The sequence below is a fragment of the Proteus vulgaris genome (assembly GCF_033708015.1).
Lineage (GTDB): Bacteria > Pseudomonadota > Gammaproteobacteria > Enterobacterales > Enterobacteriaceae > Proteus.
The window spans coordinates 961046-977288 of sequence record NZ_CP137920.1 but is presented as its reverse complement, the minus strand read 5'-3'; the positions used below and the strand labels follow the sequence as shown (position 1 = coordinate 977288).

Below are 16243 nucleotides of genomic sequence, written 5' to 3'. Positions count from 1 at the left end.
TTTAATTTATAACTCCTGGAGTTGCTGTAACTAAATTTCCTTGCTTATCAGTAAGGATAGTCATTTTATTCGTAGGACCATTACTAAATTTATCAATTCCAATTTGTTTATCTAAAATGATTGTTCGTTGATATAATATTTCTTCCTTACCTGTTGCTTTATTCAATGATGTTTGAGTCTTACTTATCGGTATCTTTACTACCTCTGGATTTTGTAACAATGATTTAAGTTCGGATTCAGTAATTGTAAATTGGCTAGCATTTGAATTTCCAGAAAAATGACGTTTGATAACGTGCTCCCAACCAGCTTTTGAATCACCATTTTGGACATTTATACGGGACTGAGTGATCGGATTAGCTAAGTTACCTTTATCTATCGCATTAGGAGATCCATTTGAAATTTGATACTTGCCTACATTAATTTTCGAATCACTTGGCTTCCATGCGCCACTGGATGACTGCGAGGTTGGATTAGAAGGCAACTTTGTTGGTATACCATCACTCGCTTCTTTTATAAGTTTATTGGCCCCATCAAGATCGCCGGCTTTTAATAGTAATTTGGCTTCTTTCAGTGGTTTTGTGAATATTTTAGCAAAAGGCAATGTACCCGCAGCAGCTAACGTGTAATCAATCCAGCCATCAGCTTCAGCAAAACTTTTAAAATCACCGACCACTGGCACGAAATCAATTCCTAAAGAGGCTGCTTCTCTGAAGAATTTGTCTCGATCTTCTGCCATTTTTGCTGAGCATGCACCTGTGCTCATTCCTGCACAGTTTTCTTTCTTGTAATGCTCAATTTCTGCATTTATCCGTTCCTCTGCGACTTTCTGAGGTGTTTTACCCGCCACTTGAGCTTCAAGAAGATCACTGAGCGCATTATTCTCAACCGCATTTTTCCCAGCTTGCGAGCCAGTAATTGCACCAGCCATATCACCGGTAGTCAGTCCACCAGCAAGACCAGAAGCCAATTGGCTCAGTGCGCTGACTTGCTGTTTCTCACTTTCGGTTAAGTCTGAAACCTTCTTGCCCGGGAAGAGAGTGTTTAAGATAACATGAGCGGACAGCTCGCCACCGCCTGCACCTAATCCACCCGCAGCAGCAGATTGGTTATTCAGCTCAGCGACTACGGCGCCTAACATAGCATGTGCCATGGCATTGGTTCCTTTATTAACCTCACCAGTAGCAGGGTCAGTTGTCAGCTCTTTAATCTTATTTGCTAAGTACGGTGATGAGGCATTTGCCAATGCACCGGCTAAGTTATCACCCGCAAGCCCTTGCAGTAATCCTGTCACCGCTTGAGCAGCTTTCTGGAAATCACTGCCTGTACCGTATTGTGCCATGGCATTTTTGTAGGCTCGCTGTTGAATGTCCTTATCCGTTGGGACTTTTCCATCGGCTTCTAATTGCAGTTTCGCCACCGCCAGTGCTTCCGGGTCTTTTTGGGCTTTATAGCCCGCAATATTTCCTTCGGTGCGGATGATATCCATGGTCTGATTGCCAATTTCGCCAATCAGTTGCGCTTGTTTTAAGCGATTTTGCTCTTTTTCTTTATCGAATATCGGGTTGATGCTGCCGTCATTGGCATGGTCGGTATCACGACTGAGTTGAGTGATATCTTGCGTTTGATTATCCGTATCACGGATTAACCATTTCCCCTCAGAGATGGCAGCGTGGGTAGTGCCTTCAGTCTGTCCGCTGTTATTGGCATTAGATAATAATCCGCCGGCGGCATTAGTAAGGAGTTGGCTACCAATTGGGCCACCGGTGCCAATCGAGCCACCCGTGTGCTCGGCGGTAAAGTCAGCTTTGTTGTCGATATCTTTCCAGCCTAATGTGCCCGTATCGAGGCTATTTTTATCTTTGTCCGCCGTCGACGCAATCACAGCACCGGCAAGCTGAGTATGGTCTTTGACATGGATATCAAAGCCCTCTTTACCCGCAAAAATACCGGTTTGTTCTTTCACACTGTCGTAGTTACTGTGTATTTTGTCTTTGCTGGCACTAATATTGATGTTTGGCGTGCCCCCTATCGTGTAACCGCCACCGACGCTGACCTCTTGCTGTTTGGCGTCATAACGGTCACTGTCTTGCTCACTTTGTAAAGTGAGGTCACGACCGACATTGATAGTGATTTGTTCGCCACTGACTTGAGCGCCTTTGAGGGTGGTATCTTGTCCACTGTTTAAGGTGAGTTTATTGCCTACATCTAACGTGGTCTCGGTGTGAGTGAGTCCATTACCATTTTCATGGCCCTTGCCTTGGTTAACGGAAGCGGAGACATTGACCCCGTAGCCACCAGCACCCACACCTACACCAACGCCGATACTGCCGCCTTTGTTGCTGTTTTGGCGGGTAGTTTGCTCGGTGTTTTGGGCAGAAACAAGGTTGATATCTTGTGTGGCAGACAGTGATAAGTCTTTACCGGCTTTGAGTTCACTGCCGGCGACCGTGATATTACCGCTGTCTGGGTTGCTGTCTTTATTTTTACCCGTTGCGATAATCGACAGATTTTGTCCGGCATTTAAGGTGCTGCCTTGCGACTGGCGGCTGTCGGTATGGGTTTTGCTTTTCGACGATTGGCTGCCGTAAGACACACTGACACCAACTGTATTGGTGGCGCCTTTTTGATAGCCTTCATCGCCCGGTTTAAGGTTGTTGGCAAGGTTGTGTGCATTTGCAACATCAGTTTTCAGCCCATCTAACTCAACCGCTTGCTGGGCTTGAACACCCGATAACACCGCTTTGGTGTTTTGTAGAGCACTTAAACGACCGTCACTTTCTTTGCGAGCTTGTTGTGCGGTGCTGACGGCAGTATTGAGGGCGCTACCTGCACTGCCAGAGAGTGCAACACCAAACCCACTTTGCTTGGTTTCAAAGGTTTCGGTGCGAGTACGTTTATCATAGCCTAGGTCGATTTGGACGCTATCGCCCGTGAGATTTAAGTCTTTTTGGGTAATCAGGTCAGCGCCGCCCACATGCAGTTTGTTGCTAGCGGTGATATTGACATTACCTTGTGTGCTGCCAATAGTGCTGACACTTTGGCTTTGGGTGATGCCTTTTTCATCCACTTCATGGCGGGAGGATTGTTTACCGACATTAAAGCCAATGCCACCGCTACTCATTAGACCGCTTTTTTTCTTCTCTTCGAGGAGATAATGCGAGTCGGTCTCGGTCGCAGCGGTGATATCGACATTGTTACCCGCGGTTAAGCTGACATCGTTTTCTGCGACCACCGAAGAGCCTGTAACTTGAATATCGTTACCCGCTTGAATATTGACTTGCTCACCACTGAGCATACTGCCTTGTTCTCGTGTAACACGATCATTTTGGAGAGTATGAGTCTGGCTAGAATTTAAAAATCCTTTACTCTTTGAATGTTCTTCTAAAAACTCCGTATGGGTTTCTGTCGCGGTATTGAGATTAATATTTTGTGTGGTGCTTAAATCAATAGCCCCTTTTTCACTGTGTAAAGTGCTACCTGTTAAATTGATATCACCCTCACGGGCGGTAATCGCAACACCTTGCTGTCCGCTAAAGGTGCTTCCAACCACGATTTCTTGGGCGGTATCCACAAGACGACTGTAACTTTTACGTCCTCCGCCTGAATGCTGATAGTCACTGTCTTCAATCTGTTGTGTGACGGAGTGGATCTCTACATCTTGAGCACGAACGGTGGTTTTACCTTCGGTGCTATCTACTTGAGCACCTTGTGCTGTCAAGGTGTGCCCCACATTTAGGCTGACGCCTTTATCGCCACTGAGTGTACTTAATTGCAAACGCGCTTCTTCACGGGTATTGCTCACAGAGGTGCTTTTACTATTGGCATCAAGGTGGCTTTTGGTTGTGGTACTGTCAGCAAGGATATTGAGGTTTTCACCTGCATTTACAGTAAGCTGTTCACCTGCTTTGACTTGACTGCCTTGCAGTGTGACATCTTTCCCCGCGGTGAGATTGAGGTTACCGCCGACGTTCAGCTCGCTTCCTTGTGCTCGTTGCCATTCACCGCTAATATGCGCAAGACGATGTTCACCCGGCTCCTCTATAAAACTTTCAGTCCGACTTCCCATTGAACCCGATATCACATCAAATTCACCCGAATGCGCACTTTTTGCTGTAGTGATAGTGAGATTATCACGGGCATTTAGATTAATGTCTTTTAAGGCATCCAGTTTTGTCCCTTGCAGTTGAATATCATGCCCTTTTAAGGTGATATCTGTCCCACTCATTGTGGCTTGACGCAAGGCATCTTGCAGGTTGGTGCTTAAATTAATGCTATCGGCTTGAACTGTGATATTTTGTGCATGAATATCCCCGCCTTGATGTGTGAATTGGTTGGCCTCAATCTCTAGCCCTTTATTCGCCAATAGTTGCCCTGCATTATCAATGCTTTCGGCGGAAAGATGTAAATTATTACCGCTAACGAGTGCGCCACGACTTAATAAATCTAACGTTTTATTGGCTAAATAAACTTTGGGTACCAATACCGTTTGAAGGCCTTGGGCGGTATCGACTGTTTCACTGACTAACCACACAATATCTTGCTGCAATGCCGCAATTTGTTCAGGCGTTAAGGCCACGCCAGGACGTAACTGAAAATTGCTCGCGACTTTCGCACCATTATTCATCAAATGTTGATATTGTGCCATGGCGTCACCTTCATACAGCGAAGGGCGCCCCGTCAATTTTAAGACTTGTTCACGCACAAGACGTTGTTCGTAATAGCCATCCCCTAATCGTTTATGCACTTGCGCTGGATCGTAGCCCACCCGACTCAGTAAATAATCACTGCTAATAAATTTATTACGGCTGGTAAAACGTTCGTCCGTCACAATTAAGAATGGATTATCGGGGGCGATATTTTGTCGGAAGAGAGCATTGTCAGGAAGATCGGTGATCACATTGCCTAAATGTTGTTTTTCAGTCAGCGCGATTTCAGACGGTAAAAGTGGACGCGTTAAAGGCGAGGTCACATCCGTATGGGTTAAGTCTGTTTTATCACTGGTTTTTATTTCGGTAGTGAGGGTTTGCTTATCCACGCCATCAATATTAAATCCCAGCGGATTACGCTCGAATTCTGCGCGCTCTGCTTCAACGGCTTTTAATGCAGCTTCAAGCGTGTTAATTTGCGCGGCATTCACCGTAGTATTAGTGATTGATGCCCCTTTAATTGTGACATTACCATTGCCTGAAATGATGCTATCAATGGTAGCTAATGCTGTAGTCTCATCATGATTAAAGCTTGGGTACCAGTGCTTGGTATCCTTATCGTAGTGATCGACAATATACTCTTGGCGGCGTTCATTAACAGAATAGGCGTTATTCTCTATTTTAGCTTTTCCATCAATGGATTGATTTCCCATCGAGGTGATCACACCGGCATCATTAAGCAATAGCCCTGAAATATTAAGGTTCATATTGCCACCCGAGAGAATACGAGCGCCAATACCTTCAGAAATTAATTTATCTCGTGTTGCTGTGCCTGATACTGTGCGTTCACGGAAATTACTATAATCACGAATAAGTTTTAGATCATAGCTACTTACATGTATATTTGGATCCCATTGTTCAATACGAGGTTCGCCTGAGAATTCTCTCCATACCGTATTATGATACGGTGTAGGAACGCCATTTATCTGTTCAAATCCTGTTGTCTGATAAAAAGTCATATTATAGGTGTCGTCACTATTTGGGATCAGTGATTCGTAATGCACCCACAAGCTTATCGGTGTGTTGTCATTTTCATTATTAACAAGAACCTGAGCTCTTTTACCTGAGGCATCTATTGCTGTTAATGTTCCATATTTATTATTAAGAACAGCATTATCATCATTAAACGTTAACTTTTGGGTTGTAGGCGCAAAAGGTGTGGGATCTGTAATAACTTTTGAATTATAAGAACGCCAGAAATAATGGTAACGATGCCAACGATAATCCTTTTTTTCCGCTTCTCGCTCTATCTCCAGTCCTTCACGTAAATTACGGAGTTGGTCAGCTTTGATTACCATATCACCTTCGGCTTCAATAAAGCTGGCTTTATTTTCAATCTCTGGGCTGGTAAGCGATAACGTATCACCACTGTAAATCAATGCGCTGTTATGATTTATCAGGTTATTGCTCGCGGTTAAATCGAGCGATTGCGTCATCGCAATAACGGCATTTTTACTATTGTTGTCGATTAATTGGGCGTGAATAACTGCATTATCGCCCATAATAGCGGCGGTATTATCTAGCGTTGTAAGGTTAAACGTAAAATCATCAGACTCAAGACGTCCGCGGTTTTTCAGTAACCCTGTGTTGAGATTTAGTGCTCGGCTGACTAACGAGCCTGAGTTGATCACATCTTGGCTTTTTATCGTCAGTGAAGCGGGTAATAACCAGTCAGCTAAATTCGTAAATACGCCAGAAATAGAAAGGGAAACGGATTGATTACTACTGAGGATATCACCATCACGTTGGGTATAATCTTGGTTTGCTGTCAGCGCTAATGCATTTTGGCTTTGTAAGGTACCACCTTGATTATCTAACGTCTGAGTATTCAACGTAAGCTTATCACTACTTTGAATAACGCCACGCTGATTCAATAATATTAAGGTTGAGGCAATAGGGACGTCTTTCGCATTTATCGCAATCGCCCCATTAGCTAAAATATGCCCTTTTGGGTTATCTAGTGACGTCAGATTATCTAAGGTCAATGCGCCATAGCTCTGTAAACGGCCTTGGGTATTATCGATATTTTTTGCTGAAATCGTATTTTGCATCGTTCCCCAAATTAAACCGTTATCACGGTTATTAAGGTTAGTCGTGATGAGATTTAATGCCGCTTGGCTATTTAAAACACCGTGATTGTGATTATCTAATTGCGCTGTATTGATAGTCAGTGATTGTGTTGAAACCAGCTGACCTTGCTGATTTTGGAGCGTATCTGCGGTGAGGGTTAACCCTTGACCGCTGTGTATTTTACCGTTCTGATTATTCACACGTTCAAGATGGTAGCCACTGTTTTGTTGGCTAATCAACAGACCTTGGTCATTATCAAGCTGTGTGGCATTGACGGTAAGTGTGCCTTGGCTACTGATATGGCCTTGATGGTTTTGAATTCTAGAGCCATAAATGGATTGGTGTTGATTACTTCTTATTTTACCCTGTGAGTTATCGAGTAAATCCGCTAGCGTCAGCGTTATCCCTTGCTGACCATCAATTGAACCTGATTGGTTGTATAGCGTTTTGGCGGTTAAGGTGAGATTATCACCGCTTTGAATTTTTCCTTGTCGATTATTCAGGGCATTATCCACCGCTAACTGTGTATGCTGTTGACTATATAACAAGCCATGCAGTGAATTGTCGAGATTGAGTACATGTAAATTGAGTCTGTTGCCTGCTAACCATTGACCAGCAATATTGTTAACCGTTTCAATAGCACCGTTAGGCTGTGTACCTTGTGCATCAACTGTATTCTGTGCACTAATTTTACCTTGGGTATTGTTTATACTCTTAGCAATACGTAATTGAGCGCTATCGCTAGATTGAAGCAATCCATTTGTATTATCAAAGGTATTAGCAACTAAAGAGGCCTCTTTTTGGCTCTGTATTTGTCCCGTTTGGTTATTAAAGGCTGATGCTTTTGCAGACCACTCGCCTAAACTGCCCATCCATCCTTTGATGTTGAGAATATCGGTAGCGTGTAAGCGTTGTGACGATTGACTGAACAGACGACCTTGACGATTATCCAGTTGCTCCAATAAATCAATATTGAGTGTATTAAGGGAATTTATCTCACCTTGTGTATTGATAAGATTATTCGCTTTAATCACACTATTTTCATTACTCGTGATTTTGCCATGTTGATTAAGTAAATCACCTTTTAGCACTAACTGTAGCGCCTTTTGGCTAAAGATATTGCCTTGCTGTTGATTGCTCAGTGCCCCGCCTTCTAACGTTAGCGTACCATTACTTCGCAGTAACCCGTTATTATTATTAAATTGGCTATTATCGTGACCTTGCCACTGTAAAAGGTGTTGTGCGGTTATTTTACCTAATGTATTGATGACATCATGAGTCGTCTTGAAGGTAAGTTTATCCCCTGATTGTAACTGCCCTTGGGTATTATCAATGGTATCAGCACTGGCAATAATTTGATGCCCTGCTTGGGTGATCCCTTCTTGATTATTCCAACGTCCTGCGGTGGTTATCTTTAGTGTTTTCCCTGCTTCCAATAAACCGTGAGTATTATTAAGCGATTGGTGAGCAATAAGGTCGAGATTGTCAGTGGCAATCAATTTACCTTGTTGGTTTGTTAACTGATCGGTGGTGACGGCTAACGATTTGGCGCTGATTTCACCTTTTGGGTTATCGAGGTTTTTTGGAGTGGTTAATGTTATCTGTTGACCAGCAAGAAGCTTACCTTGATTATTGCTAATATTTTGAGCATCAATCTTCGCAATTTCGCCACTTTGTATCAGACCATTATCATTGATAAGGTTATTTTTATTTAAAAGCACCAAAGCTTTATTTGTTAATAATGTACCTTGTGTATTATCGAGCAATTGATGCGTTGTGAGCGTTAACCTATCTTGACCAATAATTTTTCCCGCAACATTACTGACCGTATTTGCATTAAGATCAATCTCTTTTGCACTGATATTACCTTTCGATGATATTAATGAAGCTGCTTTCACCTTCATTTGATGACCAGAAAGTAATTGTCCTTCTTGATTATCAATATGGTTGGCAACAAGTTTAAATAGAGATTCGCTTTGCACAATGCCTGCTTGATTATTTAAACCACCTTGTGCAGACAACGTTAATGCTTTACCCGCACCAATAAAACCTTGAGTATTGGTTAATGTCTTTTGGGTAGAAAGCGTTAAAGTATCTTGACCAACTAGCTGTCCTTGCGTGTTATTGAATAAAGACGTCTTAATGTCAATTTGGTTACTGTTTATTTTTCCTGATTGATTATTAAGAGAATTGTCCGTATTTAAAATAAGCTGTTCACCAGAAAGAAGCTGACCTTTTTGATTATTAATCCCTGATTTTGCTGTTATTTTTAATTGCGTTGGGCTTTTAATACTCCCTGACTCATTATTAAGATGTTGAGTATCAAGCTGTAAATTCCCATTATTCCCTAACTCGCCACGCTGATTATTTATCGATTGATGAAATTGCCAATATTGTTGCGAGTTATTTAACGTCACTAAACGCCCATCGGTATTATTTAAGTCTTGGCCATTAAGGGATAATTGATAAGCTTCAACACTGCCTTTCGTATTATCAAATAGGCCTTTTAATGCAAAACGACTTTCACTTTTTCCTGTTTGCGTCCAAATGCCTTTTTGGTTAAAGAGATGATTGCCACTGATATCCCAAGATTGGGCTTTTATTTTGGCTTGTTGAGAAGAAATATCCTCCGTTGCGATAACATCAACTTTATGGGTATCAACTCGTGTATTGTCTAAACGAGCATCACCTTGTGTTGCTTTTATCGCTAACGTTGAAGTAGCAATTTGGCTTTGGCTTAAATCGACCTGTTTTGCCGTAATATTAATCACTTTTTTATTCAGTAAATTACCTTGAGCGCGAATATTATTTTGGCTGTTTAAGGTGAGATTTGCGTCTTGGATGATTTGGCTATTAAGATCACTGCCCGCCAGTAAATTTCCTTGTGTTTGGATCTCTTTTTGGGCAATTAAAGTCACGTCTTTTGTTGCGGCTAATGTGCCTGATTGTTTCAACGCACCGTCTTGACTTTCTACACGTAACTGACCGCCACTATGAAGTTTACCTTGATGAATAAGATCTTCTTTGGCAATCAGGTTAATATCGCCACCTGCTTGTGTCACTGCTTCTTGCGTTTTTGTTGACTGCCAAACGAGTTGCCCTTGGCTTGTCACTGTTAAGGTTTTATTGGCTTGTAGATGACCACCTTGATTGCGTACCCCCACGCCGTCTTCCGTCCCCACCATACGGATTTGACCACTGTACATTCCCCCTATTTGTCCCATATCAATGGCAAATTCAGGTTTAATAGCATTATCTTTTGGGTCAAGTGCTGTGGCTTTGTTTTGTGTATCGATGTGATTACGCCCTGCGACAACTTCAATTTTTTCTTTTGCCCACACGCCTGCATTGATTTTTACCGCTTGGGTGAGCAGATCAACGTATTGTGTATCATGGCGACTATCTCCATTTAACCCACCACCTTCAATATGAATAACACCACTTTCAACGCGATATCCCGCTAAACTACCATCATGATTAAGTTGTGGTTTACCCGTTGTTAACGTCATTCGACCCGCATTAATCGTGCCGCAACCATTACAGATAATGCCTGACGGGTTAGCGATAATCACTTGGGCTTTGCCACCAGCAACTTCAATAAATCCTTTCAATTGGCTTGGGTTATTACTGTTAACTTCATTTAAAATAACGCGAGCTGGCGCTTTGTTCGGATCAAGATTGACGTTACCTTGGATCATGCCTGCGGTCTGTGTTGAAGTCATGACCGCTGAGTTATTTAAAATCGCACCGCGTTGATCAACATCGAACTGTTTATATTGATTATGGGAAATACCTGCGTCATTCGGCGCTACAATATTGACTTGAGGTAGCCCATTTTGAGTATTAATCACTTCTGGGCGTTGATGTTGAGGCGCGTTGTTATCAGCAACAATACTTTCTGCCAATGCACTCTGACTGCCTAATGCTAACCAGAGTAATAAAGCACCGCGCCGAAGGGTAACCCATAGACGAGCCCTTTGAGAGCCTCGTGTTTGCCCCGCCTCACTACTGTGGCTTTTCGTTAATTCTGAGACAACACGTAATTCCCCATGAGTACGACTGAAGATAAGACGATAACAATGCTTATTCATAGATAATACCTTTAAAACTGACCATCCAAGAAAATAAAAGGCGGGTTAAACCATGGGGAATAACCACATCTATCAAGACTAAATTTCGATGTTAAGGCTAAAGCTTGCGGTTGCCCCAGAAGTATGAAATCCTTCTGGTTTATAAAGGGGAATACCCGTAAAAACGTCATAACTGAACCGTGACCATAATGATCCGCGCAATCCTAACGCCGTGCCAGATAATTGGTGACCAACAAGATTTCGGGTGTTTTGTCCTTCAACTCGCCCATAATCAAGGCCTAAATAGAGTTCTTGTCCTTTAGAAAAAACATTCCACGCAATGTCATTACGTAACAGAATGGCTTTTTCACCAGAAAGCATCTGTTCACCATCAAAACCGCGCACGGTATAGCGCCCACCGATGGTCATTCTGTCTTGTGGGGTTAAGGCATGTTGGCTCCATTGACCACGTAGTGTCGTATTCCAGCGCCAAGGCTGTTCACCTAAAGCAAAAGGCTGATTAAAACTGATATCGCCTAATAAAAGCCCTGTTCTTGCGCTACCACTGTGAGTGTCTTCTTCGGGGGCGCGAATGGCTCCAAATGCCCCCGTACCACGGCGCCAATTGATATTGGCATCTAAGGTTCTATTACCAAAGTAACTGCGTTGATTAAAACCAATTTCCCACCCAGCGGTACGGCGGTGTTGTTGGTCAATATCAATCCCATTAACCGCATTAGTAGAATGCTTACGATAGACCCGCATATTGAGTGTGGTTTTATGAAACTGATTACGAAATAGCAATCGGGATACGGTAAATTGGGTATTGTCGCTTTCCCCGCTGTAGCGCAATATCTCATTCGCATTAGGAATGTTTTGATGATAGGTATAATGATTGTAGTTAGCGGCAACGCCCCAATTACCAACAGGAATAAAATAGTTAAAGGTATAAGAGCGATTACCAAAAGGCCCATTATCAAAAAAATCTTTACCCACATTGGCATAAAACAGATCGTTTTGGGCAAAAGGGGCATCAACAGAGAGCGTTGCAGATCCTAAATAACGTCCTGTGCTTTTTGAACCACTGTCATCTAACCCTATACTCAAACGAAAAGGTCGCTTTTCTTGCCAACTGACCACGAGATCACTGGTGGCATCCTCTTTACCGGGGACAATTTGAATATCAGCCGTCACATTGGGGACGCGCTTAAAGTTTTCGAGTCCTTGCTCAATATCACGTAAATTAAGAACATCGCCCTTTGAGGCAGGAATGGCATTCCACAAACGGCCACGCCACGAAACCCCTTCTTCAAAACGAATGGTATTAATACGCCCTGGCTGTAACGTTAGCGTTAAATGGCCTTGAGTGAGATCTTGCTCTTGTGCCATGACGCGAGTTGTCACATACCCTTTAGATAAAAGGGCATTTTGAACTTTATTCATCACGAGTAAAATACCTTGCCGACCTAAGCAACGCCCTTTAGCGTCATCAGCGACGTTTAATGCCCACTGAAAATCATCTGAAGCATTGCCTTCCAGTGAAAATGTGTTCATCACAAAGCAGGGACTTTCATTACTTGGATAGTCGGGTAAATTCACATCAGAACGAGAAAGGCGAGTATCAACCTTAGGCGTATTTTGTGCTTGTAATGCCCGTTCACGTTCTTGCTGACGCTGTTGCTCATTAACATCAATCGCAACGGCTTTTTCTGGTGGTGTAAATTGAGGGGCTGCCATTAACGAAGCAGAGAAAAAACAAAAAGAAAATAAAATCGTCCGTGTAAAGTCGCACTTCATATTCATTATATTAATAATTCCTATGACCCTTAATTGATATATACCGTGTTTAAATAAGCTATTGATTGATTTAAAAGCTGAAAAGACACCAAAACATTAATAATATTATATTAATTAAATTTATTGCTTTATTTCAACTTGAAACATTTAGCTAGATTGACATGCAAAAATCAAGACAAATTTACATTAAATAAATATTTAATTTATTATCAAGGTATTACATCGTTTTATGAGAGCATTCTTTTTTTTATAGATTGGGGTGAAGAAAAGGAAAGAGCAAAATGATTAGCACAATTAATAATACGCATTATTTTTTATGGATTCATTGTATTGAATATGTATAAATCGAATGTATTCGTATTATAAAAACAACCTCACCTCTAATTTAGGCGGATTAATAATAGATAAAAGTAATAATAATAGAAATGACAGATATGATTATTCCTCATCAGTAATATGATGAAAGTGATTGAAATGGAATAATGTAATTAAGGTAAGGAATAACTAAAAATAATAACGAGAAAGAAAAGGTGATTATTTTCTTGATATGCAATTTATTCTTTTAGGCAAGTTCCTACTTCGTGGTTGTACCAACGTGAACGTCTCCCTAATTTAATGGGTTTAGGAAACTGCCGTCTTTAATCAGTTTATAAAATCATTCATCTGGTAATTTAGCAAAATAAAGACGTAATTAATGCTATTTTTATATTTTATTGATACATATATTCCCAATCTCCCCCTCACCTTAAATTCAAAGCCAGTCTTACCACATTAGCGCTTAACTTACTCACTAAAATATTATTTTTTCTTTAATCATTTAATTTTCTGATCATAACTTAATATAAATTACCATCATATTTAAATATATAATTTATTCTTTTTAAGATAACAAATAATTAAATCAATCCGATCTAATTGAGTTTAAAATAAAATGATCTTTAGGTAAAATGAAGTTCAATTATAATAAAATAAAGCTTCGCTAAATTAAAAAACCACTATCCTTACTAATTCTTATTTTCATTTAAAACCTTAAATATATGGTTTTTATATTTTTAAAATCAAAGCGATCTAATTTATAACATTTATCATACAATTTAAGTTCATTTAAGAAATACTCCATATATATATCTGTTTTTTATTAATACCTATCTCACAGAATATGAAATTCATCTCAATAATCGTTGACGAGATATAACTTCAGCAGTAAATATAATAAGCAATGATTATAAAAATAGTGACCATCTTTAAAGATGGCTTTTTTAATCCTTAAATTGTCTCATTTTTTAGACAAAAGGATATTACAGAAACCACGGGAGAATTCTCTTATGACTCAAAAAAATACAGCAACTCAGTATTCAATTGATGATATGAAAGCATTAATTGAGACAATGCAAATTTACAAAAAAGATAACAGCGGCAAAGGGATCACTCGTATTGCTTATGGTGAAGAAGATGAAGCCGCACACTTGTATCTTGCGGGTTTAATGAAAGAAGCGGGTCTTGAAGTTTATCGTGATGGCATTGGTACACTTTACGCACGTTTACCGGGTAAAGATCGCTCACTACCCGCAGTAGGTACAGGATCTCATCTTGATACAGTTCCTCAAGGTGGCGCTTATGATGGGGCTTTAGGCGTTATCGCAGGGTTTTATGCCTTAATGCAATATAAACCACAACAACTTAAACGTGACCTTGAGCTTGTTGTTTTTCGTGCGGAAGAATCTAGTCGTTTTGGATTTTCGTGTATTGGCAGTAAGGTATTAACAGGAAAAATAGATAAAGCACGCTGGGAACAAAATAGAGATGATGACGGCAATAATTTCTTTGACGTACTAAAATCTTTAGGTTATCAGCATGACAATTTTGATAATTGCATCATTACAAAAGATCGTTTTAGTGCTTTTGTTGAGCTTCATATTGAGCAAGGTAAACGACTTGAGAATGACAAAAAAACGATTGGTATTGTCAATGGTATTGCAGCACCAACACGTTTTTCAATCACGGTTAATGGCCATGCGGATCACTCTGGTGCAACACCGATGTACCAACGTCAAGATGCATTAGTGGCAAGTTCGGGGATTATCATTGATATCAACCATGCTGCATGCACTGAAGCCGTTTATGGCACAGTAGGCACTGTGGGTAAACTCAATGTTGTTCCGAATTCCATGAACGTCATTCCAGGACAAGTAAAATTCTCTGTTGATATTCGTGGTATTGATACTGAAAGTATTCAACGTGTTGTACAACGCCTAAATAATAGTGTTGAAAAAGCAGAAAAAGATTTTGGTGTCTCTATTGATGTTCAACCAATTTCTGCTGAAGTCCCCGTGAAACTAGATGATTCAATTTGCCAAGTTATTGAAAATTTATGCCAAAAACACGATATAGACTATATGACCATGTTAAGTGGTGCTGGGCATGACTCAATGAATATGGCATCACTTTATCCAACGGCGATGATCTTTACACCTTCAGTTGCCGGTATTAGTCATCATCCTGATGAATTTACCGAATTTAGTGATATTGCTGTCGCTGCTGATTTATTAGCAGAAACATTAGGCACATTAGCAAATCAATAATAACTCACTATTTGCTTTAAAAGGTTAATTGCATCATCCCCCTTGGTCGCTTTTAACCACAATTTATCAAAGAGAGATTGATATTGAAATATCGCCTCAGTTGAAGAAGTTACAGTAGCAATGCCCGTACTAACATTAGGGAATTCTCCTAAACGGAACGGGCTAACGGCTAAAGAAAGAGGGACTTTATCTTGATAAAATAATTGGAAAGTTAAAGACGGCATCGTATCTGAAATGATTGCAATATTAAGATAATTATTTTTTTGTTCTAACTTTTCAATTAAATGAAGAATTTCATTTTTTGCTCGTTCTTTTCTTTCTTGTTGCAGTGTTTTAGTTAAATTTACCGAACCTAGCATGCCAACATAAAGAAACTTTTCAATTTGTTGCTGGCTAATGAGGTTATAAATATGCGGTGAATGTAAGAACTGATGTTTCTTACGCTCTTTTAAGATAGACAAAACTTCTTGTTGTTTTTCAGACAAAATATTTAAAGGTGATGCCTCTGTTAGCATTTCAATTAATGTTTTGTCATAACAATCAGAAGTTAATAAGTAAGAGAAAGGCTCAAAGTGGGTATAGATATGTGAAGATTGGGTTTCAAGTTGGCGCATTCGTTCAAAAAAACCATTTGCACTTGAATAATATTCAGTATTAATACCCAACAAACTGGTTAACGAGGTATTTAATAATCTAGCAAGATTATCAAGTGTCTCAATTTTAACAATTTCGCCTTTTTCTAATCGATATACAGCAGCACGAGAAATGCCTAAGCTTTCTGCTACATCTTCAGCTTTTAATGAAGAGGCTATGCGGTAAGCACGCAAACGATAGCCAATAGCTTGGTAATCTATTTTTTCTCTAGGTATGTAAGGCATATTTATAATTGGCTCCTAAATGCACAAAGTACCAAGGTAAACAACGGCACAACAATAAGATATTAGTTCAGATAGTTTAAATTAAACCCAAAATAAAAAGAATCACCTTTCTCACAATGAGGTAAATAAAAGAAGTTTGC

General features: G+C 40.4%; 4 protein-coding genes and 1 pseudogene. 1 reads left to right on the top strand and 4 read right to left on the bottom strand.

Translation table 11 applies throughout. The features are described 5' to 3' along the window. Nucleotide 1 precedes the first annotated feature (1 nt). The 3 genes and pseudogenes from SB028_RS04535 to SB028_RS04525 all read right to left on the bottom strand — a co-directional run. On the bottom strand, nt 2-10867 hold the full coding sequence (locus SB028_RS04535; protein WP_318859890.1) for a hemagglutinin repeat-containing protein: 10866 nt from the start codon (nt 10865-10867) through the stop codon (nt 2-4). Between the two features lie 78 nt (nt 10868-10945). After that, nucleotides 10946-12583, bottom strand: coding sequence for a ShlB/FhaC/HecB family hemolysin secretion/activation protein (locus SB028_RS04530; RefSeq protein ID WP_286138755.1), 1638 nt, complete (start codon nt 12581-12583; stop codon nt 10946-10948). Between the two features lie 614 nt (nt 12584-13197). Beyond that, a pseudogene (locus SB028_RS04525) lies at nt 13198-13298 on the bottom strand (helix-turn-helix transcriptional regulator); the annotation flags it as partial. Nucleotides 13299-13968: 670 nt separating this feature from the next. On the opposite strand from SB028_RS04525, the gene SB028_RS04520 reads away from it, so the two are divergent. Next, the gene (locus tag SB028_RS04520; protein WP_069367041.1) at nt 13969-15225 is read left to right on the top strand and encodes a Zn-dependent hydrolase; all 1257 of its coding nucleotides are present in this window, start codon (nt 13969-13971) and stop codon (nt 15223-15225) included. On the opposite strand, the gene SB028_RS04515 is transcribed toward SB028_RS04520, so the two are convergent. Beyond that, nucleotides 15219-16103, bottom strand: coding sequence for a helix-turn-helix domain-containing protein (locus SB028_RS04515; RefSeq protein WP_069367040.1), 885 nt, complete (start codon nt 16101-16103; stop codon nt 15219-15221). The two genes, SB028_RS04520 and SB028_RS04515, sit on opposite strands and share 7 nt — an antisense overlap. Between the last annotated feature and the right edge of the window lie 140 nt (nt 16104-16243).